Here is a 26,475-nt window from a genome sequence, read left to right as displayed (position 1 = left end):
CTGTCCACCGTGCGGTTCGGCCATGGCACGATCAGCAGTGTTTTCCGGACCGTCCGCGGGGGAGAGAGCAGCCGTGCCCAAGGTGTCATCGGTGACGGTCCCGTACGCGTCGTACTTGCGCGTCTATGAGCCGCTGGCCGCCTTCCCCGAGCCGGAACGCGACCACTGGGCGCGCTACGCCCGCCGCCCGGAGCGCCCCTCGTACCAGGACGAACTGCGTCGCTCGCTGGCGGACTTGGTGCCCACGCCGCCGGTGCCGGTGCCGGTGCACGAGAGCAGCGACGCCTTCGTCCTGGAGACCGACGGCGTGCTGTGCGTCTGCCCGTGGCGGACCCGGCTGCGCGGCTGGCAGGCCATGGGCGAGCTGAGCGGGCAGCTGCCCGCGCCCGTCCTCGACGCGGTGCTCCCCCCGGTGCTGCGCCGCCAGACGACCGCGGACTACGAGCAGTGGCTGGCCCGCAACCCCGACGCGCGCCCCTGGATCCGTACGTCGACGTGGCAGGTGCCGCTGCACTGGTTCGTCCTCGTCTCGGACGAGGAGCGCAGTTACGACAGGGGTGACAGGGGTGACAGGGCAGCGCCGGGCGCCCCGCCGGTCCTTCGCTACCGCACTCCGATGGTCGAGGCGCGGCGCCGGGTCGCGCGCGGCCTCAAGACGCTGCGGGACGCGCTGGACGAGGCGCCGCTCATCGAGGGGCTCGTGGACGTCGGCCGGTGGCTGGAGGAGTTCCATCCGCGTTCCCTGGTCGAACTGGACTACGGCGGTCTCGTGCACGCCGTCTCCGCCGACGAGCTGGACGAGGACCACTCGGCGGCGGATGTCGCCGAGGGGATCGAGGCGCTGCGCGCGGGCGACGGCGAGGGGGCCGGCGAGGCGTATGCGAGGCTCGTGGAGCGATGGCGGGCGGTCCGGCACCTTCAGTTCGCGAACTGAAGGTCGGCGGTCATCCGGTGACGGGACGTAGGTCCCGATCCGGGCCTTTGTCTCAAGCGTGACGGACCGCACTTTACTGCGCCCTTGCGCCCATCGCCCCCCCTCGTGCCAAAATAGGACAAGGAGCCCGGGGAGGGCTCCTTCCGCCCATGTACGGGCGGAATGCTCAGCATTGCACTCTATGGGGGGTCTGTTGACTCCTGATCGCTCTGTGACTGATCGTCACGGTGGCGTGACTGTCCGCTATGGCATGGTCCATCGGCTTCCGTCGGTGATGAACACCTGGGAGGGCAATTCCATCGGTTTGGCCGACGTGGCTGGACGGATGGTGTAGTTGTAGTGCCGAGGACAAGCCGTTCGTCCTATAACCGACTCGACTCGCGTCCGCCATTTCGGGCAACGCGGGTCAAGGTGCAGAATTTAGAGGAATGAACCGAGAAGGTTCGGTTCTCCCGAGGAGGCCGCTCATGACCGCTCGCACCCCTGATGCCGAGCCGCTGCTGACCCCGGCTGAGGTCGCCACGATGTTCCGCGTCGACCCGAAGACGGTGACGCGCTGGGCCAAGGCTGGCAAGCTCACGTCGATTCGCACGCTCGGCGGACACCGCCGGTACCGCGAGGCTGAGGTCCGCGCACTGCTCGCGGGTATCCCGCAGCAGCGCAGCGAGGCCTGAACTACCGCTTAACCAGCAGTAACCCGCACAACTCGGGCGAAGAGCACCACTGCTGCCGGGTCCCCCAACCTGGCCGTACGTCCGACATATAGCTACACACGACGCGGTTCCCGCCCCAACGGGATCCACGCCTGAGCCGCATGGGTGAGTCGTTCGATCGCGCTGGACTCCGCCGGGTCCAGCGCGATCTTTTTTTGTGCGCCGGGGGTGTGGGGGCGGGCAGGGTCGTGAGCGGCCCTGTTGCCCCCTGTCGCACCCCGGGGAGCCCTGAGGGGCTCTCGGAGGGGTCCGAGCCGTGTGTCGCGGGGTGTGCCCCAGTGGCGGTGCAATTGCACATATTAAATTGACCCCATGTAGGGGAGGTGTAAGTTCGGGTGTTCCTAAAACTTGTTCGGTGACACCCGTCACATGCCGTGCGGCTTGTTGTGTGCGATACCCCTGCGCTAGAGGGGTGTTGGGCCCGCCGGTCCCAGCCTCCCACCGAGGGGGCGGGCCGTGCGGCGGCTTTGGTCATGCGTTGGCGGGACTTTCGTCCTCGCCCCGCTCGCCCTGCTCGCCGTCGGGTTCGTCCCGTACGGCGCTCTCCTGGACGAAGCCGGCCTCAATCGCCTCGCACTCGCCCGGACGGTGCGGAGAGGGCTCCAGGGCGAGCCTCAGCAGCCGGTGACAGATGGGGCAGTGCCGTGTCAGATGCCGATAGCTGGTGGCCGCCGCGAGGTGCGCGCGCAACAGGGCACGCGTCTCGTGCCGCGCGGACGCGGAAGAAGCAGACATGCGTCACCTCCCGGGGGAGCCTGCCGCCGACTCCCTCTCCTGTTGTCTGGGGTACCGGCGGAATGTGACGCAGTCAAGACGCGAACGCGAGAACGGGCTGGATCCGGTGGGGCCGGGGGGTCACCCCCTCGGGAGGCGGTCTTGACGCCACCGGGGGCCGGCGGGGGTGTTGGCCTGCTCCGGGGGAAGGGTGAGGGCGCGTGGAGGGGCCTGGCGTCCGCTGGGAGTGCTGCGGGGGCGTCTGGCGGCGGCCCTGACGGGATTTGCTGTGCCGGATCGCGGCGCGGCGCGCGGCGCGGCTTCCGGCTTGGGCGGGGTGGCCGACGGGAGGTACGGGAAAGGCCCGCGGCCGGAGTTGGCTGCGGGCCTTTGTGGTGCGGCGGGGGGGGCATGCGAAAGGCCCGCGGCCAGAACTGGCTGCGGGCCTTTCTTTACTGCGGTCCTGACGGGATTTGAACCCGCGGCCTCCACCTTGACAGGGTGGCGAGCACTCCAAACTGCTCCACAGGACCTTGCTTCGCGGCACTTGCTTGCGCGTTGTGCTGCGAGACAGGACTCTACAGCAGCGCAGGCCCGGCGGTCGAACTCACCCTGCGTGCGCGGGCGCTCACGGCGCCGCCGCGTCGATCGCCTTCACGATCCGCTTGTCCGAGACGGGATACGCCGTGCCCAGCGCGTGCGCGAAATAGCTGACGCGGAGTTCCTCGATCATCCAGCGGATGTCCAGGACCTCCTGGGGGACGGGCCGGCCCCGCGGCAGCTGCTCCAGGAGCCACAGGTACTCGTCCCGCATCTCGCGGACCTTCTCCATGCGCGCGGTGTCCCGCTGCACGTTCGTAGGCATCTGCTGGAGCCGCCGGTCCGCCGCCACCATGTACCGCATGAGGTCGGGAAGGCGGCGCAGGCCCGTCTCCGTCACGAAGCCCGGCTTGATGAGGGCGTTCAGCTGCTCCCGTACGTCCGAGAGGTTGGCGAGCAGCGCCGGGCTCTTCGCGGACTTCAGGCGCCGCTCGCAGGCCTGCCAGGCGGCGAGGACCTGCTGGACCTGGCCGACGGCCCGCACGGTCGTGTCGACGATCTCCGCCCGCACCTTGTCGAAGAGCTTGCGGTACGACTCCTCGTCCCAGGCGGGCCCGCCGAAGTCCGCGATCAGCTTGTCCGCCGCCGCCATCGCGCAGTCGTCGAACAGCGCCTGTATGGAGCCGTGCGGATTCGCGGACAGGGCGAGCTTCTGCTGGTTCGTCAGCTTGTCCGAGGCGAACTTGCCGGGGTTGACCGGGATGTTGCGCAGGACGAGCCTGCGCGTGCCGCGCCACATCGCCTGCCGCTGTTCCGCCTCGGTGTCGAAGAGGCGCACGGAGACGGTGTCGCCGTCGTCCACGAGGGCCGGGTACGCCTTCACGGGCTGCCCCGCGCGGCGCGTCTCGAACACGTGGCTGAGCGTGCCGATGCTCCAGTCCGTCAGCCCCGTGCGCTCCACGGCCGAGCCGCCCGTCCGCTCGGCGGTCGCGGCGGCGGCCTGCGAGAGCGCCTTGCGGGCCTTCGGCTTCAGCCGCAGCTTGAGCGCTTCGAGGTCCTTGTCCTCGGCGAGCTTCCTGCGCCGCTCGTCGGTGATCCGGAACGTGATCTTCAAGTGGTCGGGTACGCGCGTCAGATCGAAGTCGTCGGGCGCGACCGGCACGCTGACCATCCGCTGGAGTTCGCGCGCCAGCGTGACGTGCAGCGGCTCCTGGAGGGGAACCGCCCGCTCCAGGAACGCCTTCGCGAAGTTCGGCGCGGGGACGTAGTTGCGCCGGATCGGCTTCGGCAGGGAGCGGATCAGCTCGATGACCACCTCCTCGCGCAGGCCCGGGATCTGCCAGTCGAAGCCCTCGTCCGTGACCTGGTTCAGCACCTGGAGCGGGATGTGGACCGTGACGCCGTCCGCGTCCGCGCCGGGCTCGAACTGGTACGTCACCTTGAACTTGAGCGGCCCCTGACGCCACGAGTCGGGGTAGTCGTCCTTGGAGACGTCACCCGCCTTCTCGTTGATCAGCATCGACCGCTCGAAGTCGAGCAGTTCGGGCTCTTCCCGCTGCTTCTTCTTCCACCAGGAGTCGAAGTGCGCCCCCGAGACGACATCGGCGGGCACCCGCTGGTCGTAGAAGTCGAAGAGCGTCTCGTCGTCGACGAGGATGTCGCGGCGCCGGGCCCGGTGCTCCAGCTCCTCGACCTCGGTGAGCAGCTTGCGGTTGGCGGCGAAGAACTTGTGGTGCGTGCGCCAGTCGCCCTCGACGAGCGCGTTGCGGATGAACAGGTCGCGGGAGACCTCGGGGTCGATGCGGCCGTAGTTCACCTTGCGGTCGGTGACGATCGGGACGCCGTACAGCGTGACCTTCTCTATCGCCATCACCGCCGCCTGGTCCTTCTCCCAGTGCGGCTCGCTGTACGTGCGCTTCAGGAGGTGCTCGGCCAGCGGCTCGACCCACTCGGGCTCGATCCGCGCGTTGACGCGGGCCCACAGGCGCGAGGTCTCCACCAGCTCGGCCGACATGATGAAGCGCGGCGGCTTCTTGAAGAGCGCCGAGCCGGGGAAGACCGCGAACTTGGCGTTACGGGCGCCGATGTACTCGCCCCGCCCGCCACCGCGCTGCTTGGGGTCCTTCTCCTTGCTCTCCTTGGACTCCTTCACGTCCTTCATCCCGATGTGGGAGAGGAGACCGGACAGGAGGGAGATGTGGACGCGGTCGTCCGGCGCGTCGTCCTCGTTCAGGTGGATGCCCAGCTGCTTGGCGACCGTACGCAGCTGCGTATAGATGTCCTGCCACTCACGGATGCGCAGGAAGTTCAGGTACTCCGCCTTGCACATGCGGCGGAAGGACGACGAGCCGCGCTCCTTCTGCTGCTCACGGACGTACCGCCACAGGTTCAGGTACGCGAGGAAGTCGCTCGTCTCGTCCTTGAAGCGGGCGTGCTGCTGGTCGGCCTGCGCCTGCTTCTCCGCAGGGCGCTCGCGCGGGTCCTGGATGGAGAGCGCCGCCGCGATCACCATGACCTCGCGCACGCAGCCGTTCCTGTCGGCCTCCAGGACCATGCGGGCAAGACGCGGGTCCACCGGCAGCTGGGCGAGCTTGCGGCCCTGCTGGGTGAGCCGCTTCTTCGGGTCCTTCTGGGTGGGGTCCAGCGCGCCCAGCTCCTGGAGGAGCTGCACGCCGTCGCGGATGTTGCGGTGGTCCGGCGGGTCGATGAAGGGGAACTTCTCGATGTCGCCGAGGCCGGCCGCGGTCATCTGGAGGATGACGGAGGCGAGGTTCGTCCGCAGGATCTCCGCGTCCGTGAACTCCGGGCGGGAGAGGAAGTCGTCCTCGCTGTACAGCCGGATGCAGATGCCGTCCGACGTACGGCCGCAGCGGCCCTTGCGCTGGTTGGCGCTGGCCTGGCTGATCGCCTCGATGGGCAGGCGCTGCACCTTCGTACGGTGGCTGTAGCGGGAGATGCGGGCCGTGCCCGGGTCGATCACGTACTTGATGCCCGGGACGGTCAGGGAGGTCTCGGCGACGTTCGTCGCGAGGACGATCCGTCTGCCCGTGTGCTGCTGGAAGACGCGGTGCTGCTCGGCGTGCGAGAGCCGGGCGTAGAGCGGGAGGACTTCCGTGAACTTGTAGTTCTTCTTGTTCAGCGCGTCCGCCGTGTCGCGGATCTCGCGCTCTCCGGAGAGGAAGACGAGGATGTCGCCCTTGCCCTCGGCCTGGAGCTCCTCGACGGCGTCCGTGATCGCGGTGATCTGGTCCCGGTCGGAGTCGTCCGAGTCCTCTTCGAGGAGGGGCCGGTAGCGCACCTCCACCGGATACGTCCGCCCGCTGACCTCCACGATCGGGGCGTCCCCGAAGTGCCGGGAGAAACGCTCGGGGTCGATGGTCGCCGAGGTGATGACGACCTTGAGGTCGGGGCGCTTCGGCAGCAGCTGGGCGAGGTAGCCCAGCAGGAAGTCGATGTTGAGCGAGCGCTCGTGGGCCTCGTCGATGATGATCGTGTCGTACGCGCGCAGCTCGCGGTCGGTCTGGATCTCGGCCAGCAGGATGCCGTCCGTCATCAGCTTGATGAACGTCCCGTCCGGGTTCACCTGGTCGGTGAAGCGGACCTTCCAGCCGACGGCCTCGCCCAGCGGCGTGTCCATCTCCTCGGCCACGCGCTCGGCGACCGTACGGGCCGCGATGCGGCGCGGCTGCGTATGGCCGATCATGCCGCGCACGCCCCGGCCCAGCTCCAGGCAGATCTTGGGGATCTGCGTGGTCTTGCCCGAACCGGTCTCGCCCGCGACGATCACGACCTGGTGGTCGCGGATCGCCTCGGCGATCTCGTCCTTCTTCTGGCTGACCGGCAGCTGCTCGGGATACGTGATCGCGGGCACGCGGGAGCCGCGCTCGGCCATCCGCGCCTCGGCCTTCTCCACGTCCGCCGCGATCTCGGCGAGAACAGCGGCGCGGGCCTCGGGCTTACGGATGCGGCGCGCACCCTCCAGCCGGCGGCCGATCCGGTGCTCATCGCGCAACGAGAGCTCGGACAGGCGGGGGGCGAGGGTGTCGAGGGCGAGGGCGGGCTGCGTAGACATACGCCGTCCAGGATCTCACCCGCCGCTCGACAGTGGCGAACCGATTTCCCCTCGGCGGTGTCCCGGCACGTACGATTCCGGGCATGTTGTCCCGTGCGCGTACGGCGTGGTGCCCCTTGGTGGCGGTGCTGCTCGTCGTGCTCGGAGGGTTCTGCGGGCCCGCGGTGGCCGACGCCGGGGCGCCGATCTCCGCGGTGGCGCACGCGGCGGAGAGGCACGACGGGCCCGGCTGCGGCAAGGGCGGGCAGGGGGACACCGGGCAGAGCCCCGTGTCGCCGCCGCGCTCCAGCTCCGCGCACGATCTGCTGCCCGCGCTGTACGAGGCCCACGGCGCCTGCGGCTCCTGGAGCGGCGACCAGGCCGTCCTTGACGTGACGCCGGTGCGGGGGCCGCCGCCGCTCGCGCCTCCCTCCCCCGTGGATCTCTCTGTCCTGCGTGTGTAGAGGCGCCCGCGTCCGGGCCCTTCCACCACGTACAGGAACAGAGAGAACCTCCTGATGCCGCAGAGCAACAACAACAAGAAGAAGAACATCGCCATCGGCGCGGGTGTCGCCGCCGCCGCCCTGCTGCTCGGCGCCGCCTCCTACACGGCGACCAAGCCCTCCGACTCCGCGGGCGGGACCGTGAAGGAGGCGGCCGAGGGCGCCGCGCCCTCCGCGGGGCAGCAGGCCGGGGTCTACCCCGAACTGGAGAGGCTCGCGCGGCGTAACGCCGAGGACCCGCTCGCCCAGGGCCGCGCCGACGCGCCCGTCGTGATGGTCGAGTACGCCGACTTCAAGTGCGGCTTCTGCGGGAAGTTCGCCCGTGACACCGAGCCGGGCCTCGTGAAGAAGTACGTCGACGAGGGCACCCTGCGCATCGAGTGGCGCAACTTCCCGATCTTCGGCGCGGACTCCGAGCGGGCCGCGCGCGGCGCGTGGGCCGCCGGGAAGCAGGGGCGCTTCTGGCAGTTCCACGAGGCCGCGTACGCCGACGGGTCCAAGGAGAAGGGCTTCGGCGAGGACAGGCTGAAGGAACTCGCGCAGGAAGCCGGGGTCAAGGATGTCGGCCGCTTCGTGCGCGACGCCGGGAGCGACGCGGCGAAGGCGGCGGTGAAGAAGGACCAGGAGGAGGCGTACGGCCTCGGCGCCACCTCGACGCCGTCCTTCCTGGTCAACGGGCGGCCCATCTCGGGCGCGCAGCCGGACCAGGTCTTCGATCAGGCGATCGAGGCGGCGGCCAAGAGCGCGGCCTCCCAGGGCAAGGGGAGCGGCAAGGGCGGCTCCGCGTCCGGCAAGGGCGGCTCCGAGTGACCGCCGACGTGGGGTACTTCGCCGCGTTCCTGGGCGGGCTGCTCGCTCTCGTCAGCCCGTGCAGTGCGCTGCTCCTGCCCGCCTTTTTCGCCTACTCGATCGACTCCACGTCCCGGCTCGTCGCGCGCACCGGCATCTTCTACGCCGGACTGGCCACGACGCTGGTGCCGCTGGGCGCGGCCGGCTCCTACGCGGGGCGGTTCTTCTTCGGCCACCGCGACCAGCTGGTGCTCGTCGCCGGGTGGCTGATCATCGGGCTCGGGGCGCTTCAGATCGTGGGCATGGGGTTCGCCTCGCGGCGGCTCGCGGAACTCTCGGGGCGGATCCGGCCGACGACCGCGGTCTCCGTCTACGCGCTCGGCGCGGTGTACGGGCTCGCCGGGTTCTGCGCCGGCCCGATCCTCGGCAGCGTCCTGACGGTCGCGGCGGTGAGCGGCAGCCCGGTGTACGGAGGTCTGCTGCTCGCCGGGTACGCGCTGGGCATGGCCGTGCCGCTCTTCCTCCTCGCCCTGCTCTGGGAGCGGTTCGAGCTGGGGCGGCGGAGGTGGCTGCGGGGGCGGGCCTTCCGGCTCGGCCGGTTCGAACTGCACACGACCTCGCTGCTGTCCGGGCTCTTCTTCATCGGCCTCGGGGCGCTCTTCCTCGCCTACGACGGGACGACCGCGCTGCCGGGTCTCCTGGACGTCGACGACTCGTTCGCGGTGGAGCAGTGGGCGGGGGGCGTCGGCAGGGCCGTACCGGACTCGGTGCTGCTGATTGGTGTCGTGGTGCTGGTGGGGGCGGTGCTCGGGGTGCGGACGTGGCGGCGGAGGGAGAAGTCCGTTTCGTCGATAGCTGAGTGAGTTGGGCGGCTGCTGACTTATGTGTGGTTTAGCGTATTTATATGCCTGATCATGAGCCGGGAGAGCAGAGTCGGTATCCGCACGGCGCACACGGAAGGGTCCCCACCCCCCGTGAACGGTGGGTCGCCTTCAAGAAATCGCCGTTCCTGCCCGCGATCGTTCTGGTGTTCATCCTGGCGGCCGCCGCGGGGCTCTTCGCGGGCTCGTACACGTACTCCATGGCGAACCCGACGCCCCACCACGTCCCCACGGCCGTCGTCGGCAGCCCCGACGCGGCGCACGGCAAGGCCTTCCTCGGCGGCATGGAGAAGGCGCTGAACGCCTCGCTCGAAGTGCGGCGGTACGACAGCGTGGCCGGGGCCCGTCGGGACGTGGAGGAGCAGGAGGTCTTCGCGATCCTCGATGTGGGTGAGGAGAAGGGCGAGAAGAAGGTGACCCTGGACGTCTCCGGGGCGTCCGGGGCCTCGGTCGCCCAGGTCCTCGCGGAGACCGCGCCGAAGGTGGGCGAGCAGGTCGGGGTCCCCGTCACCGTGAAGGACATCAAGCCGCTCCAGGAGGGCGATCCCCGGGGGCTCGCCATCTTCTACATCTCACTGGCCGCGGTGATCATCGGCTTCGTGGGGGCGATCCAGCTGAGCGTGCACGCGCGGGGGCTGAATCCGGCGGAGCGGATCGGCTTCACGGCGCTGTACGCGCTGCTCGGGGCGTTCGTCATCGCGGCGGTCGTGGACTGGTGGCTCGGGGCGGTGGACCTGCCGTTCGTGGAGTCGTGGCTGATCCTCGCGCTGACGATGTTCGCGTCGGGGATGGTCTTCACGATGTTCAACACGATGTTCGGGCGCTGGGCGATGCTGCCGACGTGGGGCCTGATGGTGCTCCTCGGGAACCCGTCGTCCGGGGGCGCGGTGTCGTGGCCGCTGCTGCCGTCGGTGCTGGGGCACATCGGACGGTGGCTGCCGCCGGGGGCGTCGGTCAACGCGCAGCACACGGCGGTGTACTTCGGCGGACACCAGCACGCGTTCCCCTTCCTGGTGCTCGGGGGGTGGGCGGTGCTGTCGTCGGCGGTGTTCTGGGTGTGGCGGCATCGGCATCCGGGTGGGCGTGGGGGTACGCCTGCGCACGCGTGAGCCCCGCCGGGGAACGCCGAAGGCCCCGTCCAGGGGACGGGGCCTTCGGAAGAGGTGGCTGGGGCCGGGATCGAACCGGCGACCTATCGCTTTTCAGGCGATCGCTCGTACCAACTGAGCTACCCAGCCACGCGATCCGCGTGGAATCGCAAGCGGTCCTGACGGGATTTGAACCCGCGGCCTCCACCTTGACAGGGTGGCGAGCACTCCAAACTGCTCCACAGGACCAAGCATTGTGCGAGCACTAGTCTCGCACAAGGTGTTGCGTGCCCCCAACGGGATTCGAACCCGTGCTACCGCCTTGAAAGGGCGGCGTCCTGGGCCACTAGACGATGAGGGCTAAGAGGCCCGCCTGGGCGCTTTGCAGCGCGTCGGGGACGTGAGAAGCATATGGGATGCGGGGAGGTATCGCCAAAACGGTTACCCGGGGCCCGGGGACCGCTCCCCGGAGGACCCGGCGCGGGAGGGGGAGGGAGCCGTCGGGGAGGGCGTCGCCCCGGGCTGGTTCTCCTTGGGGAGGTGACGGCTGACCTCCGCCTTCGTCAGGCCGAGCCCACCCAGCCTGATCTCGTCCCAGGCCTGGAGCCGCTTGGTCGTGCGGTCCAGGTAGAGGACGGACGCCTCGACCGGGTCGGGGTACTTGCCCTCGACCGCCCGCAGCCCGCTGCCGCCCGTCGACCCCTCGATACGCAGCCTCGTGCCGCCGTCCATGACCTCCATCTCCTGGCGGTGGATGTGGCCCGCGAGGACCAGCGGCACCTCGCCGTCCGTCTCCCGCGCCGCCGTCGGGTTGTGCGCGATCGCCACGTCGACGGGCGTACCGGCGGCGCGTTCGGCGCGCAGGGCCGAGGCGAGGCGGATGCCGGCCATGTGCTGCACGGCGGAGCCCTCCTGCTTCGTCGAGCGGTCGGGGGTGTACTGCGGATCGCCGATCCCGGCGAAGCGCAGGCCGGCGACGGTCTCGGCCTTGCCGTCGTCGAGGACGTGGACGTTCTTGAAGCGCTCCAGATAGCGCTGGGTGGTGAACGAGTCGTGGTTGCCGCGCACCCATACGTAGGGGGCGCCGAGGTCCTCGACGGGGTCGAGGAAGCCGTTCTCCGCGGCCGAGCCGTGGTCCATGGTGTCGCCGGAGTCGACGATGACGTCGATCTCGTACTGCTCGACGAGCGAGGCGATGATCTTCCAGCTCGCCGGGTTGAGATGGATGTCGGAGACGTGCAGGACCCGCATGGTGGTGGGGTCCGGCTGGTAGGCGGGGAGCGTGGACGTGACGTCGTAGAGCTTGGTGACGTTGGTGACCAGGCGGGCCAACTCCTGCTGGTAGACGTCGAATTCGCTGACGATGCTGCGCGCGTTGCCGACCACCGACGGGGCGCTGCTGAGGAGGCCGGAGAACTTGGGTTCCAGGACCGACTTCGGGTTCCAGGTGGCGTACGCGGCCGTGCCCGACGCCGCGAGCAGGGCGAGCGCGAGACCGCCCGCCGCGAGGGCGCGGCGCGGGCGGCGGTAGACGGCGAGGCCGAGTGCGGTGGCGCCCGAGACGACGGCGACGCAGGAGCGTACGGCCAGGTCGAGCGTGCCGTGTCCGACATCGCGCGCCACCTCGTCCTGGAGGCCCGCGAGCCGCTCGGGGTGGTCGACCAGGGCCTGGGAGCGCACGGGGTCGAGGCGGTCGACGTCCACGTCGAGGCGGATGGGGGCGGTGTGGGAGCGCAGTTCCAGGGCGCCGAGCGGGGAGACGTCGATCTTCGTGCCGCCGGTCAGGGACGGGCGCAGCGTCATGCGGGTGTCCATGGGGCCGACGGGCGCGTGCACGCTGCCGACGATCAGCAGGCCGAGCCAGGCACCGAAGAGGACGACGGCTATGAGGCCGAGGGCGGAATTGAGGGGACGGTGGCTTACGAGGGCGGTCACTGCCCTTCGTACGCCCTGGGGAACGACCGTGAAGGCGCGAGCCATTGGTCCCGTATGCCCAGTCGCGGCGAGGGGTATGCCGGGACGGCGGCGGCGGCGTGGCCGACAATGGGGGTGTGCTGGAGATGACGCGCGAGGAGTTCGAGGAACTGGTCAGTGAGGCCCTTGACCGGATTCCGCCGGAGTTGACGCGGTTGATGGACAACGTGGCCGTCTTTGTCGAGGACGAGCCGCCCGCCGACGATCCCGAGTTGCTCGGGCTCTATGAGGGGACTCCGCTGACGGACCGTGGTGAGTGGTACGCGGGCGTCCTCCCCGACCGCATCACCATCTACCGGGGGCCCACGCTCCGGATGTGCGCATCGCGCGAGGACGTGGTCGCCGAGACGGAGATCACCGTGGTGCACGAGGTGGCGCACCACTTCGGGATCGACGACGACCGGCTGCACGCGCTCGGGTACGGGTGAGCGAGACCGGTCGTACGCGTCCGGGTACGGGCACGGGTGAGCGAGCGTGTCCGGTCGGTGTGTGGGGGCGGTGCGGGCGCGGGTCGCGTCCGTGTCCTCTTGTGGGCCGCGGGAGTTGGACAGGGCGTCCCGATTCTCAGCGCCTCAGGAGGTGCTCGGCCGTGCGCCAGTTGTACGTTTCCGTCCGTTGGGCCGCGGTCGCGATGGCCGTCGCGGCGACGGCGGGCTGCATGAGCGTCAGTGACGACGGGGACGGGCCGCGACCCGGGCGCTCGGCGGGCGACCGCGGCGGGGCGGCCGCGTCGGACGGCAAGCCGGTGACCCGGGGCGACGGCGTCGCGTCCGGAGGTGAGCGGGGACAGGGCCGGGACAAGGGGAAGGCCAAGGGCAAGCGCAAGGGCGCGGGCGGCAAGTCCGCGGGGGGCGGCGAATCGGCGCCCCGGGGAGGGCAGCCGTCGGGGTCCGCCTCCGCCCCGGCCTCCGCGAGACCGACGAAACCGGACGGGCCCGGCAAGCCCGCCCCGCCCCGGCCGAAGCCGACCCCGACGCGGCCGACCGCGGAGCCCGAGCCGCCGAAGCCGACGCCGACCCCGACGCCGGATCCGACCACTCCGGAGCCCTCCTCGTCGGCGCACGAGGGGTCGGGGCAGGGCGCGCAGTTGCAGCGGCGGAGCGCGCAGATCGAGGAGCGGGAGCCTTCGCCCGAAGCGGGTCCGCGGTAGCTGCCGCCGACTGTCGCGGGGCGGAGCTGAGCCTCGTATCCGCAGGTGGGAGGGGGGAGAGGGGGAGCGGTTTGCCATATGGGGTGGGGGGTGCGTATGGTGGTAGATCGTTTGATCCCATTTGCCCGGCGCCGACACAGAAGAGCGCCGCGTGGCGCGTACTCTCCCTTGCCGTGGCTGACCGCATCGAGGCGGTCCATTGCGAAATCACGGAGTTGACGGGCGCGTGCCGAGACTCCGGAAGGTTTCGCATTTCGCATGTCCATTTTCAGTTCTGACCACGCCGTCCTGCCCGAGAACGAGATCGTTGAGATCGTCGACGCTGTAGAGGCCGCTGAGGCCGCTGCCGAGGCCGTCGAGACCAGCGCGGTCGCCGAGACCGGCGCGGTTGCCGCCGTCGAGACCGTCGAGACGATCGACATCGTCGAGTCCGAGGCTGTCGCCGAGGTCACCCCCGACGCCGCGGCCGCCGAGGCTGTCGCCGCCCCCGAGGCCCACGCCGAGGCTGTCGCCGACGCCGAGCCCGAGATGACCTTCGCGGACCTCGGTCTGCCCGAGGGCATCGTCCGCAAGCTCGCGCAGAACGGCGTCACCACGCCCTTCCCGATCCAGGCCGCGACCATCCCGGACGCCCTGGCCGGCAAGGACATCCTCGGCCGCGGCCGCACCGGCTCCGGCAAGACCCTCTCCTTCGGCCTGCCGATGCTGGCGACGCTCGCCGAGGGCGGCCGCACCGAGAAGAAGAAGCCCCGCGGCGTCATCCTGACCCCGACCCGTGAGCTGGCGATGCAGGTCGCGGACGCCCTCCAGCCCTACGGCGACGTGCTCGGCCTGAAGATGAAGGTCGTCTGCGGCGGTACGTCCATGGGCAACCAGATCTACGCCCTGGAGCGCGGCGTCGACATCCTCGTCGCCACCCCGGGCCGTCTGCGCGACATCATCAGCCGCGGCGCCTGCTCGCTGGAGAACACCCAGATCTCGGTGCTCGACGAGGCCGACCAGATGTCGGACCTGGGCTTCCTGCCCGAGGTCACCGAGCTGCTCGACCAGGTCCCGTCCGGCGGTCAGCGCATGCTGTTCTCGGCCACGATGGAGAACGAGATCTCCACGCTGGTCAAGCGCTACCTGACCAACCCGGTCACGCACGAGGTCGACAGCGCCCAGGGCAACGTCACGACCATGACGCACCACATCCTCATCGTGAAGCCCCGCGACAAGGCGCCCGTCACGGCCGCCATCGCCGCGCGCAAGGGCCGCACGATCATCTTCGTCCGCACCCAGCTGGGCGCCGATCGCATCGCCGAGCAGCTCTGCGAGTCCGGCGTGAAGGCCGACGCGCTGCACGGCGGCATGACGCAGGGTGCCCGCACCCGCGTCCTGGAGGACTTCAAGAAGGGCTACGTCAACGCGCTCGTCGCCACCGACGTCGCCGCCCGCGGCATCCACGTCGACGGCATCGACCTGGTCCTGAACGTGGACCCGGCCGGCGACCACAAGGACTACCTGCACCGCTCGGGTCGTACGGCCCGCGCCGGCCGCAGCGGTACGGTCGTCTCCCTCTCCCTGCCGCACCAGCGCCGCCAGATCTTCCGCCTGATGGAGGACGCGGGCGTCGACGCCACGCGCCACATCATCAACGGCGGCGGCACCTTCGACCCGGAGGTCGCCGAGATCACCGGCGCCCGTTCCATGACCGAGGTCCAGGCCGACTCCGCGGGCAACGCCGCGACCCAGGCCGAGCGCGAGGTCAAGGAGCTGACCAAGGAGCTGGAGCGCGCCACCCGCCGCGCCGCCGAGCTGCGCGAGGAGGCCGACCGCCTCACCGCGCGTGCCGCCCGCGAGCGCGGCGAGGACCCGGAGACCGCGATCGCCGAGGCCGCCGCCGCTGCCGAGGCCGTCGTCGAGGCCGCCGTGTCGGTTCCGGAGCAGCCGGTCGCCGAGCGCACCGAGCGCCCGGCTCGCGAGGAGCGTTCCTCCTCGTACGAGAACCGCCGTCCGCAGCGTGACGAGCGTGGCAACTACGAGCGTCGCGGTGACCGCGGTGACCGTGGTGGCTTCAACCGTGACCGCGACGACAACCGCGGTGGCGGCCGTTCCTTCGAGCGTCGTGACGACCGCGGTGGCTCCGGCTTCCGCGGCGGCGACCGTCGCGAGGGCGGCGGCTTCAACCGTGACCGTGGCAACGACCGTGGTGGCCGTTCTTTCGAGCGTCGTGACGACCGCGGCGGTTCCGGCTTCCGCGGTGGCGACCGCCGTGAGGGTGGCGGCGACCGTGGCGGCTTCCGCCGTGACGACAACCGTGGCGGTGGCTCCGGTTTCCGTCGTGACGACCGTCCCTCGGGCGGCGACCGTGGCGGCTTCCGCCGTGACGACAACCGTGGCGGTGGCTCTGGCTTCCGTCGTGACGACCGTCCCTCGGGCGGCGACCGCGGCGGCCGTCCCTTCGAGCGCCGTGACGACCGCGGCGGCTCCGGCTTCCGCCGCGACGACCGCCCCGCCGGCGGCCACCGCGGCAGCGACCGTCCGTTCAACCGTGACCGCCGCGACGACCGCCCCTCCGGCGGCTTCCGCGCCGGTGGCCACGACCGCCCGTCGTACAACCGCCGCGACGACCGCTCCGGCACCGGCACGGGCTCCTTCGGCCGCCGCGACGACAAGCCGCGCTGGAAGCGCAACAGCTGACGGCACTCGGCCGCGCGTGAGCCGCGCTGAGCCGCGCTGAGCCGCATTGACAGTGGCCCCCACCCGATCCGGGTGGGGGCCACTGGCGTACGTGCCGACGACTTCATGATCAGTGAACCGGCGATACCCGATCGGAAGACGGGGCGCGTCCCGCTATGCTCGGGGGTGCACCGCCGAGGACCGTTAGCTCAATTGGCAGAGCAGTGGACTTTTAATCCATTGGTTGTGGGTTCGAGTCCCACACGGTCTACCGCACGGGCCCCTGGTCAGAGGGATTTGGCCAGGGGCCCGATGTCGTTTTCGGGGGCCCGAGGATCAGCTGCTGGCCCCCTGCTGGCCCCCTGCCGGCCCGAGGGGCCGGCGATCGTCACCCTGCGAGACACCAGGAGGCCCCGACCGGGGACATGCCGGCCGGGGCCTCCTGGCTGCGGGCGGCCGCCCTGTAGCCAGCCGCACTGTCTCTTCCACGCCGCGGTTCCGTCGGGAAGTGGCTGAGGGACGTGCCCTGTGCTGCGAGGCCGCTCATCACCGCACCGTCCGCATGGCCATGCGCAGCGCCGTACCGGCGGTGCAGCGGGTGAGGTCGTCGGCGCGCTGCTCACAGTTCTGGGTGTGGTCGAGGAGCGCCTGGTAGATGTGCTGGAAGCCGCAGGCGCGGCAGCTGCGGGGGAACCAGCGAGTGGCGCTGCCGTGTGCGATCTCCTCGCGCGCCCCGAGGTCGATGGCGGTGTTGTTGCTGAGGCTGGCCATGCACCAGATGCAGCGTCGGCCGGACAACTGCTCCTCGGCCGGCTCGGTCAGGCCGTGGTCACCCGCTCCCGGCTGCTTGAGCGGGAGGCGGTCTTCGCCCATGCGCGCGGCGCCGTACTGCTGCGCCTGCGCGGGCTGTGCACCGATCCGGGCTTGCTGCCCGAGAGCTAGCCGGGTCCTGCTGCCCGAGAGCTAGCCGGGCCGGACCGCCACCTGCCGCCCGAAGCCCCGCTGCGCGCTGCGGTGAGCGATGAGCCGCCTGCGTCCGCGGGGCGATCTCTACGACAAGCGGTCATTCCACCCCCCTCTCGTTGCCCGTGAACCGCAGGCCAGCGACGGTGCTCCCATGTAGTGCGTATGACGTTCGCTCCTTGCGTACACCGTGCGCTGTGCGTACAGTGTTCGCAACGAGGGCACGTCGTACGCAGCAGGCGTGCCGCCCAAGTCCTGAGGGGTTCCACGATGGAAGAGCGCCGTCATCCGCGCCGCTGGCTCATCCTGATCGTGCTCTGCCTGAGCACGTTGGTCCTGGTCGTCGACAACATGGTCCTGACCGTCTCGGTCCCGCCGATCGCCGAGGACCTGGGCGCGGACGCCCAGGACATCCAGTGGATCATCGAGTCGTACATCCTGGTCTTCGCGGGTCTGCTGCTCACCGCGGGAAGCCTCTCCGACCGGTTCGGGCGGCGGCGGGTGATGGTCGTGGGGCTCGTCCTCTTCGGGGCCGCTTCCCTGCTGGCCACCGTCGCGCAGAATCCCGAACAGCTCATAGCGGGGCGGGTGTTGATGGGTATCGGGGGCGCCCTGGTGATGCCGAGCACGCTGTCGATCCTCATCACCGTCTTCGACGACGAGGAGCGGCGCAAGGCGATCAGTGCCTGGAGCGCGGTGGCCGTGGTCGGTCTGGTCGGCGGGCCCGTGCTCGGCGGTGTGCTGATCGCCCACTTCTGGTGGGGTGCCGTCTTCCTGATGAACGTCCCGATCGCCCTCCTCGCCATCGTCGCCGCCCTCGTCCTCATGCCGGAGTCCAAGGGCCCCGCCCGCAAGGCCGACCCGCTCGGCATGATCCTCTCGATGGTCGGGATGACCGCGCTGGTGTGGACGATCATCGAGTCCGCCAAGGCCGGGCTCGACGACACGAGTACGCAGGTCTCCCTCGGCGTCGCCGTCCTCGCCCTGGCCGCCTTCGGGATCTGGGAGGTCCGCTGCGACTCGCCGATGGTCCCGCTCGGCCTCTTCCGCAACCGTGTCTTCAGCGGCGCCAGCTTCTCCCTCGTCCTGCTGACCTTCGCCAACGGCGGGCTGATGCTGGTCCTGACCCAGTACCTCCAGTTCGTACTCGGCTACACGCCCGCCGAGACCGGCCTCGCCTTCGCCCCGATGGCCGTCGCCACCCTGCTCTTCAACGGCATCGGCGCCACCCTCGGCAACAAGATCGGCAACCGGCCCATGACCGCCCTCGGCCTGGCCGTCATCGCCGCCGGGTTCGGGGCGCTCGCCTCGCTGCCCTCGGACGCCGAGTTCTGGATGCTCGCCGCGGCCATGGTCCTGATCGGCATCGGAGGCGGCCTGGCGATGCCGGCCGCGACCGCCGCGCTGATGAGCGCGGTGCCCGCCGAGCACGCCGGGGTCGGCTCCGCACTCAACGACACCGTCCAGCAGGCCGGCGCGGCCCTCGGCGTCGCCGTCCTCGGCACGGTCCTCTCCCGCACCTACACCGACGCGATGCCCGACTCCGCCCCCGCCGACGCGAGCCACTCCGTCTCCGACGCGCTCGCCCTCGCCGCGTCCACCGGCGACAACGCCCTCGCCACGGCCGCCCGCGAGGCCTTCACCGAGGCGATGTCCGCCAGCTTCTGGGCCGGCGCCGCGGGCGTCCTGGCCGCCGCCGCCCTCGCCGTCCTCCTCATCAGGGACCGCAAGGAGGCCACCCCGGAGGAGACCGAGACCGAAGCGGCGCGCAGCGGTGAGCTGACCACGGCGGCTTAGACGCCCGTCGGGCCCGGGTGGCCCCGCTCAGCGGGGCCCTCGGGCATTGGTTCGCACCACCCCTCCGGATGGCGTACAGTTGTGTTTACCGACGCGGGGTGGAGCAGCTCGGTAGCTCGCTGGGCTCATAACCCAGAGGTCGCAGGTTCAAATCCTGTCCCCGCTACTGAAGACCCAGGGCCGGAAGCGTTCATCGCTTCCGGCCCTGGGTGTTTTCCGGCTCCGTGTGCCGGGGCAGGACGTGCGTAACCCGCTCGGCCCACACCAGGTCGCCCCCGCACCCCGCTCCGGGAAGCCTGAGTGCAGCGCGGTGATGGGCGCGGACTCGGCGGGAGACAAGCGGTGGGGCAGCGTGGAGGAACCGGCGGTGGGACCCGCGGAACCACCGCGCACGAGCGGGCCTTCGTCCGCGCCCTGCCCCTCCTGCTCCTGACCGTCGGCATCGTGTACGACGCCTCGACCCCGGCCGAGTTCACCGCCGCCCCGCTCTTCACGGCCGCCCCGCTGATCGCGGCTCCCTTCTACTCGCTGCTCAACACCGTCCTCACGGGCATCACGGCCTCCGTCTCCGTCCTGGTGCTGCACTACGGCAACACCAACACCAGCCATGTCGAGGCCGTCACCGAACTGGTCACCGTGGCGACCGTCGCCGCCCTCGCGATCGTCATCAACGGCGTCATCCATCGCGGCAACGACCGTCTCGCCACCGCCCGCTCCATCGCCGAGGCCACCCAGCGGGCCGTCCTGCCGCAGCCGGACCCCCGCATCGGCGGGCTCGACATCGCGGCGCGGTACGAGGCCGCGCAGGCCGACGCGTTCATCGGCGGCGATCTGTACGCCGTACAGGACACCCCGCACGGCGTACGGCTCGTCGTCGGTGACGTACGGGGGAAGGGCATGGGCGCGGTGGCGGCCGTCGCCGTCGTCATCGGCGCGTTCCGGGAGGCCGCCGAGCAGGAGGCCACTCTGGAGGCCGTGGCGGAGCGCCTGGAGCGGGCGCTCGCGCGTGAGGGCACCCGGCGGGACGGGCTCGACGCCTTCGAGGGGTTCACCACCGCCGTCCTCGCGGAGATCCGGCACGGCGAAGGGCTCGTACGGCTGGTCAACCGAGGGCACCCGGCGCCCCTGCTGCTGCGCGGCGACGGGCGGCTGTGTGTGCTCTCCGCGAGCGAGCCCGCGCTGCCGCTCGGCATGGGTGAGCTGGGGTTCTGGCCGGACCGGGCGGACGAGTCGGAGTTCCCGCCCGGCGCGATGCTGCTCTTCTACACGGACGGCCTCTCGGAGGCGCGGGACGCAGCGGGGGAGTTCTACGATCCCGCGACCCGGCTCGGCGGGCGGATCTTCCCCGGCCGCGAGGGGCCGCACGCGCTGCTCGCCGCGCTCGCGCAGGAGGTGCGGCGGCACACCGGGGGCGCGGCGACGGACGACATGGCGCTGCTCGCGGTGCGGCGGCCGACGGCCGGGGACGCCGAGGTCACCGGCCGTGACTGAAGTGCACCCCTCTGCATAACAAGTGACGTCGTGTCAAGGGAATGTGAAGTTCCGGTGGCGGGTGGGCGGGGGTCCGCGTTAACGATCAACCGGAACAGCTTGGAATACGGACCCACTGTCTATTAACGTTCGATAACGCAGCGCGGTCGTCCCAGCCGTCACTAGAGGCGGCTCCGTGCGCACACGCCTAATCCCGCAAGGGAGCCGGGGAACCACCAACTTGGGGTGAATCGGGCATCTGTGCATCCGTGCCAGATGTTCGTAGGAGACCTTCCTGCTCCGAACCCGTCAGCTAACCCGGTAGGCGAGAAGGAAGGAAAGGAGTGCGCCCCAGTGGCGTCCAACCGGCCTGCCCCCCAAGCCGTGTACGTACCGAACGACGACGAGTTCGGTGGGTACGACCCAGAGACCTGGGAGGAATGGAATCCCACTGAGGAGTCCGTCCGTCCCGTCCGCGGCAGGCACCGTGTGCACAAGAAGGGCGGCGGCGGCCTCGCCCGCAGCTCGACCGTGCTGGGCGTCGGCGTCATCGCCGCCGTCGGCGCGGGCGGCATCGCCACCGCGCAGGACGGCAAGCCCCCCGTCTCCCTATCGATGCCCGACCTGGGCACCGTCACGGACTCGCTGCCGGAGGCCAAGTCCCTTCCGGGCGTGGGCTCCCTGATATCCGACGACGCTCCGGACGCCGCGGGCTCCGACGCCGTCCCCGCCGGCGCCCCGCTCACGACCGCCGGTATGACCTCCGCCGACGCGGGGCAGGGCACCTCCGACGCGGGCGAGGCCCTGCGCGCCCGGATCATGCAGCAGGCCGAGAGCCAGCAGGACCAGGCGGACGACGCGGTGCGGACCGCGGCCGAGGAGGCCGCCGCCAAGAAGGCCGCCGAGGAGGCCGCCGCCCAGCAGAAGGAAGCCGAGCGCGAGGCCGACGCCAAGGCCGCCGCGAAGAAGAAGAAGGAGGAGGAGGCCCGCAAGGCCAAGGCCCTGGCCGAGCGCCGCGCCAAGCTCGCGAGAAGCTACGCCATCCCCACCTCCTCGTACACCCTGACCTCGCACTTCGGTGACTCGGGCTCGATGTGGTCCTCCGGTCAGCACACCGGTCTCGACTTCGCCGCGCCGACGGGTACCCCGCTCAAGGCCGTGCACACCGGCACCGTCAAGGAAGCCGGCTGGGCGGGCGCGTACGGCTACCGCACGGTCCTTGAGCTGTCGGACGGCACCGAGGTCTGGTACTGCCACCAGTCCTCCCTCAACGTGAGCGTCGGGCAGAAGGTCAGCACGGGCGACGTCATCGGCCGCGTCGGCGCGACCGGCAACGTCACCGGGCCCCACCTCCACCTGGAAGTCCGCACCTCCGGCGGCGCCGCCATCGACCCGCTGGCCTGGCTGCGGAGCAAGGGCCTCAACCCCTGAGCGGACTTGACGCTTCTTTGGGCAGGCCTCCGGAATTCGGTTTCCGGCAAGGACGTTGAGGAATGCATGACTCCTCTTCGTACCCTCGGCGCATCCGACCTCGAAGTCTTCCCGCTCGCCCTCGGCGGCAACGTCTTCGGCTGGACCGCCGACCGGACCGCGTCCTTCGCCGTCCTCGACGCCTACACCGCGGCGGGCGGCAACTTCATCGACACCGCCGACGCCTACTCGTACTGGGTGGAGGGCAACAAGGGCGGCGAGTCCGAGACCGTCATCGGCGAGTGGCTGGCCGAGCGCGGCAACCGCTCCGATGTCGTCATCGCGACGAAGGCCGGCGCCCACCCCGAGTACCAGGGGCTCGCCGCCGACACCGTCAAGAGGGCCGTCGACGCGTCCCTGCGCCGCCTGGGCACCGACTACATCGACCTCTACTACACCCACTACGACGACCCGTCGGTCCCGGTGGAGGAGATCATCGGGGCGCTCGACGAGCTGGTCAGGGCCGGCAAGGTGCGCGCGATCGCCGCCTCCAACATCAGCCCCGAGCGGCTCCAGGAGTCCCTCGACCTCTCCGACCGCGAGGGCCTCGCGCGCTATGTCGCGCTCCAGCCGCACTACAACCTCGTCTCCCGCGACACCTACGAGGGTCCGCTCCAGGCGGTCGCCTCCCGCTCCGGCCTCGCGGCCGTCCCCTACTACGCGCTCGCGTCCGGCTTCCTCACCGGCAAGTACCGCCCCGGCGCGCGGGTCGAGAGCGCGCGCAGCGGACGGGTCGAGGAGTACGTGGGCAGCGAGCGGGGCGACCGTGTCCTCGCCGCGCTCGACACGATCGCGGCGGAGCGCGGCGTCCAGGTCGCGACCGTGGCGCTCGCCTGGCTGGCGGCACAGCCCACCGTGGCGGCACCGATCGCATCCGCACGCACGGTCGAGCAGCTGCCGGCCCTGCTGGCGGTGGCGGACGTGGAACTGACGGAGACGGAGACCGCGGCGCTCACGGCGGCTTCGGCCTAGCGGCGGCTACGAGCGGTAGGGGTTGTACGGGGCTTGGACGTACGGAGCCCCCGCGTACGGGGCCTGGGGGTGACCCGGGTACCCGTACGTGTGCCCGTACCCGTACCCGTACCCGGCGTACGGCATGGGCATGGGCATGGGCATGGGCATGGGGAGCATGACCGGGGCCGTCGCGCGGGCCGCGTAGGCCAGGGCGGGGCGGGCCGGTTCGCGGCGCTCCCAGAGCTTTTCGAGCAGTTCCCGTTCGCGTACGACGAAGTCGGGTCCCGCCCTGCCGCGCCGGCCCCGGTGGCGCAGGAACGCGAGCGACGTCGCGTACATCTCGTACTCCACGACCGTGCGGGCCGCGGCCTTCCCCCAGGTGTACGAGGCGTAGTCACGGGCCAGCGCGCGGGCGCGCATCGAGCCGAGCGCGAACGGCTCGGGCGGGGTGAGCCAGCCCGCCGCCGTGTACGCGGGCAGCTCCGCGCGGATCAGGCGCAGTTCGCGCTGCCGGGTCCAGATCGCCAGCCAGGTCAGCAGGCCGAAGGAGGGCAGCATGATCAGCGCGTACACGGTGAAGAAGCCGTACTGCCCGAAGACCGCGGAGCCGTTCCACAGCGCGTGCATGCCCATCGCGAGCAGCAGCCCGGTGAGCGGGAGCAGCACGCGGCGCAGGTGATGGCGCTCGGCGGCGAACGCGGCGAGGCCGAAGCCGATGCCGGTCAGGACCGTGAACAGCGGGTGCGCGAAGGGTGACATGACCACGCGTACGAAGAACGTCGCGGCCGTCACGGAGGCGAGGCCGCTGTCGCGGCTGAGCTGGTCGGTGACGAAGGCGTTGCCGAGGTAGAGGATGTTCTCGGTGAACGCGAAGCCGGTCGCGGTCACCCCGGCGATCACCACGCCGTCGACGAGGCCGGTGAAGTCCCGTCTGCGGAAGAGGAAGACGAGGAGTATCGCCGCCGCTTTGGCCGATTCCTCGACGATCGGGGCGATGACCGTGGCGCCGAGGGTGTCGGCGCTGTGGGGATCGGCGGTGGCGGTGGCTATCCAGCGGATCGCGAAACTGTTCGCGACGATCGCGATGAGCGCGGCCGCGCAGGCACCCCACGCGAAGGAGAAGAGGAGGTTCCGCCAGGGTCCCGGCGCCACCCGGTCCAGCCAGCGGAACGCGGCGACGAGCAGCGGTACAGGAACCGTGGCGAGGCCGAGCCCGACGAGGAAGCCCTCGGTGCCGGTCTGCTCCCTCACCAGGGCGAGGATCACCAGGCCGGAGAGGGCGAGCAGCGTGACGAGCCCGGCCGCCCGTATCGCGCGCCGCTGCCACCAGTGGGCGCGGCGCAGCTCCCCCGGGGCGGGGGCCTCGGGGGGTATCGGATACGGAGGACTGGTGGCCACGTCGTTGACCCTAACGAGGGATACGGGTGGCCGCGACGGGGTGTCAGATCCGGGGGCTTGTTCCGGCGTCCTCGCGGGCCGGTTCGTGAAGGGTGTCGACGCGGCGGAAGAGCAGGTCGTGGACGGTGTGGCCCTTGTCCAGGCCCTGGCCCTCGAAGCGGGTGAAGGGGCGGAAGCCGGGGCGCGGGGCGTACCCGCCGTCGGGCTGGGTGTTCTCGAAGTCGGGGTGCGCGGTGAGCACCTCCAGCATCTGCTCGGCGTACGGCTCCCAGTCCGTCGCGCAGTGCAGCAGCGCACCGGGCTTGAGCGAGGGCGCGGCCAGCGTCAGGAACTCCGGCTGGATCAGGCGGCGCTTGTGGTGGCGGGCCTTGGGCCAGGGGTCGGGGAAGTAGACGCGGAGTCCGTCGAGGGACTCGGGCGGGAGCATCTCGCGGAGCAGGATGATCGCGTCGCCGTTGGCCACGCGGACGTTCGTCAGGCCGCCGCGCTCGGCGAGTCCGAGGAGGTTGCCCTGGCCGGGGGTGTGCACGTCGACGGCGAGGATGCCGGTGCCGGGGTCGGCGGCGGCCATCTGCGCGGTGGCCTCGCCCATGCCGAAGCCGATCTCCAGGACGACGGGGAGGTCGGGGCGCGGCCCGGTCTCGTCCGCGAACAGCTCGGCGAGGTCCAGCTTCCGCAGCCCGTCGATGTCCAGCCCCCACGTGGGCCAGAGCCGCCGCAGGGCATCACCCTGGCTGGCGGTCACCCGGCTGCGACGCGGCTGAAAACTGCGGATGCGCCGCTCGTGGTGCGACCCGGCGGGATCGGGGGAGGGCCCTCCGGGAAAACGGGGCGCGGCCTGCGCACGGCCACCGGACCGAGGGGCTTCGGGGGTATGGGATGAGTCAGACACAGTGCGGCGATTTTACGGGTCGGGACGGGCGGACGCGGGCTTGTGCCTAGTAGGGGGCGCGCGGACGTGCCCCGGGATCCGACGCGGGGCACGTAGACGTGCCCCGTAAGGGGCGCGGGGAATCGACGCGGGGCGCGCAGATGTGCCCCGTAAGGGGCGCGGGGAACTGCGCGCTCAGCCACCGCCGCCCCGCAGGGAATCCGCGCTCAGCCTCTCCGGGCCCTCCGGGTCGCCGCCCCTCTCCGGGCCCCCGGGATTGCCACCCTCAGGCCCCCTGAGAGGCCCCCCGCAGCGCCCCGAGAGCCCGGCGGGCCACCTCCCTGCCAATGGGGAGGGACGCCGTCGCCGCGGGCGAGGGGGCGTTCAGAACGTGCACCGCGCGCGGCCCCTCCCGGATCAGGAAGTCGTCGACCAGCGTCCCGTCCCGCAGGACCGCCTGGGCCCGGACCCCGGCCGGGGCGGGCACCAGGTCCTCGGGGCCGATCCCGGGCAGCAGCCTGCGCACCGCTTCGGTGAACGCCCCCTTGGAGGCGGACCGGCGCAGCTCACCCGCCCCGTACCGCCAGTGGCGGCGGGCGATGTGCCACGAGCCCGGCCAGCCGAGCGTGCCGGCCAGTTCGCGGGGGTGGACGGCCGACCAGGTGTACCCCTCGCGGGCCAGGGCCGGGACCGCGTTCGGCCCCACGTGGACGCCGCCGTCGATGCCCCGGGTGAGGTGGACGCCGAGGAAGGGGAAGGCGGGGTCGGGCACGGGGTAGACGAGACCGCGCACCAGCTCGGGGCGGGCCAGTTCGAAGTACTCCCCGCGGAACGGCACGATCCGCATGCCCGGGTCGTCGCCCGTGAGCCGCGCGACCTCGTCGCAGTGCAGCCCCGCGCAGTTCACCAGGACCTTGGCGCGGACGATGGCGCCGTCGGCGGTGCGGACGGCGACGCCGCGGTCGGGGCGGCGGTCCACGCGGACGACGTGCCCGCCCGCGCCGTAGCGGATGTCGGCGCCCGAGGCCGCCGCCAGGTGTTCCGCCACCGCGCCGTAGTCGCAGACGCCGGTCGTCCCGACGTGGATGGCGGCCAGGCCGCGGACCTCCGGCTCGTACTCCACGATCTGGGCGGGGCCCAGCTCGCGCACCGGAATGCCGTTCTCCCTGCCGCGCTGGACGAGGGCGTGGAGGCGGGGCAGCTCGGCCCGGCCGGTGGCGACGATCAGCTTGCCGGTGACCTCGTGCGCGATGCCGTACTCCGCGCAGAACTTGATCATCTCGGCGGCGCCGCGGACCGCGTACCTGGCTTTCAGCGAGCCCGGGGCGTAGTAGATCCCGCTGTGGATCACGCCGCTGTTGCGGCCCGTCTGGTGGCGGGCGGGGCCCGTCTCCTTCTCCAGGACCGTGACGCTGGTGCCGGGGGCGGCGCGCGTGAGGGCGTACGCCGTCGCGAGACCGACGATCCCGCCGCCGATCACCAGCACATCGCAGTCGTACGCGACCTTCTTCACCGCGCCTCACCTCCCACCACAGATACTGCCCTGCGCCACTG

Annotated in this window: 20 protein-coding genes, 6 tRNA genes and 1 riboswitch; of the genes, 15 read left to right on the top strand and 11 right to left on the bottom strand. The window is 71.2% G+C overall.

Annotated elements, in window-relative coordinates:
• Positions 1 to 73 precede the first annotated feature (73 nt).
• Together CP975_RS16755 and bldC are read left to right on the top strand one after the other, a co-directional pair.
• Complete coding sequence (locus CP975_RS16755; RefSeq protein ID WP_055533138.1) at positions 74 to 934, top strand: DUF8083 family protein; 861 nt, start codon at positions 74 to 76, stop codon at positions 932 to 934.
• 467 nt (positions 935 to 1,401) lie between these two features.
• Positions 1,402 to 1,608, top strand: a complete 207-nt coding sequence (gene bldC / locus CP975_RS16750; protein ID WP_003949541.1) for a developmental transcriptional regulator BldC — start codon at positions 1,402 to 1,404, stop codon at positions 1,606 to 1,608.
• A 510-nt stretch (positions 1,609 to 2,118) separates the two neighbouring features.
• On the opposite strand, the gene CP975_RS16745 is transcribed toward bldC, so the two are convergent.
• From CP975_RS16745 to hrpA, 3 genes are all read right to left on the bottom strand, one after another.
• A complete protein-coding gene (locus tag CP975_RS16745; RefSeq protein WP_055533140.1) occupies positions 2,119 to 2,382 on the bottom strand; it encodes a DUF6274 family protein in 264 nt (87 codons plus the stop codon).
• Between the two features lie 437 nt (positions 2,383 to 2,819).
• Positions 2,820 to 2,894, bottom strand: a tRNA-Asp gene (locus CP975_RS16740).
• A gap of 95 nt (positions 2,895 to 2,989) precedes the next feature.
• Positions 2,990 to 6,973: an ATP-dependent RNA helicase HrpA gene (gene hrpA, locus CP975_RS16735; protein WP_150477059.1), complete on the bottom strand. Its 3,984-nt coding sequence runs from the start codon at positions 6,971 to 6,973 to the stop codon at positions 2,990 to 2,992.
• 83 nt (positions 6,974 to 7,056) lie between these two features.
• Between hrpA and CP975_RS16730 the strand changes: the two genes are divergently transcribed.
• Genes CP975_RS16730 through CP975_RS16715 form a run of 4 tightly spaced genes read left to right on the top strand, consistent with a single transcriptional unit; the run spans position 7,057 to position 10,234 of the window.
• Positions 7,057 to 7,416, top strand: coding sequence for a hypothetical protein (locus CP975_RS16730; RefSeq protein WP_246201538.1), 360 nt, complete (start codon positions 7,057 to 7,059; stop codon positions 7,414 to 7,416).
• 54 nt (positions 7,417 to 7,470) lie between these two features.
• Positions 7,471 to 8,265 (top strand): DsbA family protein, encoded by a 795-nt coding sequence (locus CP975_RS16725; RefSeq protein WP_055534859.1) that lies wholly within the window; start codon positions 7,471 to 7,473, stop codon positions 8,263 to 8,265.
• The gene (locus CP975_RS16720; RefSeq protein WP_055534857.1) at positions 8,262 to 9,107 is read left to right on the top strand and encodes a cytochrome c biogenesis CcdA family protein; all 846 of its coding nucleotides are present in this window, start codon (positions 8,262 to 8,264) and stop codon (positions 9,105 to 9,107) included. The genes CP975_RS16725 and CP975_RS16720 overlap by 4 nt, the downstream gene beginning before the upstream one ends.
• 41 nt (positions 9,108 to 9,148) lie before the next feature.
• A complete protein-coding gene (locus tag CP975_RS16715; RefSeq protein WP_055534855.1) occupies positions 9,149 to 10,234 on the top strand; it encodes an ABC-2 transporter permease in 1,086 nt (361 codons plus the stop codon).
• A 55-nt stretch (positions 10,235 to 10,289) separates the two neighbouring features.
• On the opposite strand, the gene CP975_RS16710 is transcribed toward CP975_RS16715, so the two are convergent.
• The 4 genes from CP975_RS16710 to CP975_RS16695 form a co-directional block, all read right to left on the bottom strand.
• Positions 10,290 to 10,363, bottom strand: a tRNA-Phe gene (locus CP975_RS16710).
• Positions 10,364 to 10,387: 24 nt separating this feature from the next.
• Positions 10,388 to 10,462, bottom strand: a tRNA-Asp gene (locus CP975_RS16705).
• 39 nt (positions 10,463 to 10,501) lie between these two features.
• Positions 10,502 to 10,574, bottom strand: a tRNA-Glu gene (locus CP975_RS16700).
• Between the two features lie 80 nt (positions 10,575 to 10,654).
• Positions 10,655 to 12,193 (bottom strand): metallophosphoesterase family protein, encoded by a 1,539-nt coding sequence (locus CP975_RS16695; protein ID WP_150477058.1) that lies wholly within the window; start codon positions 12,191 to 12,193, stop codon positions 10,655 to 10,657.
• Between the two features lie 71 nt (positions 12,194 to 12,264).
• Here CP975_RS16695 and CP975_RS16690 point away from each other — a divergent pair, with 71 nt between their 5' ends.
• From CP975_RS16690 to CP975_RS16675, 4 genes are all read left to right on the top strand, one after another.
• On the top strand, positions 12,265 to 12,615 hold the full coding sequence (locus CP975_RS16690) for a metallopeptidase family protein (RefSeq protein ID WP_199783210.1): 351 nt from the start codon (positions 12,265 to 12,267) through the stop codon (positions 12,613 to 12,615).
• A gap of 161 nt (positions 12,616 to 12,776) precedes the next feature.
• A complete protein-coding gene (locus CP975_RS16685) occupies positions 12,777 to 13,337 on the top strand; it encodes a hypothetical protein (RefSeq protein ID WP_150477057.1) in 561 nt (186 codons plus the stop codon).
• Between the two features lie 258 nt (positions 13,338 to 13,595).
• Positions 13,596 to 16,019: a DEAD/DEAH box helicase gene (locus tag CP975_RS16680; protein ID WP_055536198.1), complete on the top strand. Its 2,424-nt coding sequence runs from the start codon at positions 13,596 to 13,598 to the stop codon at positions 16,017 to 16,019.
• A gap of 177 nt (positions 16,020 to 16,196) precedes the next feature.
• Positions 16,197 to 16,269 (top strand) — tRNA-Lys (locus CP975_RS16675).
• A 275-nt stretch (positions 16,270 to 16,544) separates the two neighbouring features.
• Here the strand turns inward: CP975_RS16675 and CP975_RS16670 are convergent.
• On the bottom strand, positions 16,545 to 16,871 hold the full coding sequence (locus CP975_RS16670; protein WP_055536197.1) for a hypothetical protein: 327 nt from the start codon (positions 16,869 to 16,871) through the stop codon (positions 16,545 to 16,547).
• Between the two features lie 360 nt (positions 16,872 to 17,231).
• On the opposite strand from CP975_RS16670, the gene CP975_RS16665 reads away from it, so the two are divergent.
• The 5 genes from CP975_RS16665 to CP975_RS16645 all read left to right on the top strand — a co-directional run bounded on the left by CP975_RS16665 (position 17,232) and on the right by CP975_RS16645 (position 22,670).
• Positions 17,232 to 18,758 (top strand): MFS transporter, encoded by a 1,527-nt coding sequence (locus tag CP975_RS16665; protein ID WP_055536196.1) that lies wholly within the window; start codon positions 17,232 to 17,234, stop codon positions 18,756 to 18,758.
• Positions 18,759 to 18,850: 92 nt separating this feature from the next.
• Positions 18,851 to 18,924: transfer RNA gene (locus tag CP975_RS16660), tRNA-Met, on the top strand.
• Positions 18,925 to 19,100: 176 nt separating this feature from the next.
• Positions 19,101 to 20,249, top strand: a complete 1,149-nt coding sequence (locus CP975_RS16655; RefSeq protein WP_055536195.1) for a PP2C family protein-serine/threonine phosphatase — start codon at positions 19,101 to 19,103, stop codon at positions 20,247 to 20,249.
• 174 nt (positions 20,250 to 20,423) lie between these two features.
• Positions 20,424 to 20,571: riboswitch (cyclic di-AMP (ydaO/yuaA leader) on the top strand.
• A gap of 11 nt (positions 20,572 to 20,582) precedes the next feature.
• On the top strand, positions 20,583 to 21,659 hold the full coding sequence (locus CP975_RS16650; RefSeq protein WP_055536194.1) for a M23 family metallopeptidase: 1,077 nt from the start codon (positions 20,583 to 20,585) through the stop codon (positions 21,657 to 21,659).
• Positions 21,660 to 21,725: 66 nt separating this feature from the next.
• On the top strand, positions 21,726 to 22,670 hold the full coding sequence (locus tag CP975_RS16645) for an aldo/keto reductase (protein ID WP_055536193.1): 945 nt from the start codon (positions 21,726 to 21,728) through the stop codon (positions 22,668 to 22,670).
• A gap of 6 nt (positions 22,671 to 22,676) precedes the next feature.
• Here the strand turns inward: CP975_RS16645 and CP975_RS16640 are convergent, their stop codons facing one another.
• The 3 genes from CP975_RS16640 to lhgO all read right to left on the bottom strand — a co-directional run bounded on the left by CP975_RS16640 (position 22,677) and on the right by lhgO (position 26,434).
• The gene (locus CP975_RS16640) at positions 22,677 to 24,050 is read right to left on the bottom strand and encodes a PrsW family intramembrane metalloprotease (RefSeq protein ID WP_055536192.1); all 1,374 of its coding nucleotides are present in this window, start codon (positions 24,048 to 24,050) and stop codon (positions 22,677 to 22,679) included.
• 43 nt (positions 24,051 to 24,093) lie between these two features.
• Complete coding sequence (gene trmB, locus CP975_RS16635; RefSeq protein WP_070321322.1) at positions 24,094 to 24,942, bottom strand: tRNA (guanosine(46)-N7)-methyltransferase TrmB; 849 nt, start codon at positions 24,940 to 24,942, stop codon at positions 24,094 to 24,096.
• Positions 24,943 to 25,207: 265 nt separating this feature from the next.
• Positions 25,208 to 26,434: an L-2-hydroxyglutarate oxidase gene (gene lhgO, locus CP975_RS16630; protein ID WP_150477054.1), complete on the bottom strand. Its 1,227-nt coding sequence runs from the start codon at positions 26,432 to 26,434 to the stop codon at positions 25,208 to 25,210.
• Between the last annotated feature and the right edge of the window lie 41 nt (positions 26,435 to 26,475).

The sequence above is a fragment of the Streptomyces alboniger genome (assembly GCF_008704395.1).
Lineage (GTDB): Bacteria > Actinomycetota > Actinomycetes > Streptomycetales > Streptomycetaceae > Streptomyces > Streptomyces alboniger.
Note: the sequence above shows the minus strand (reverse complement) of the source record. Positions and strands in the feature narration are given on the sequence as shown.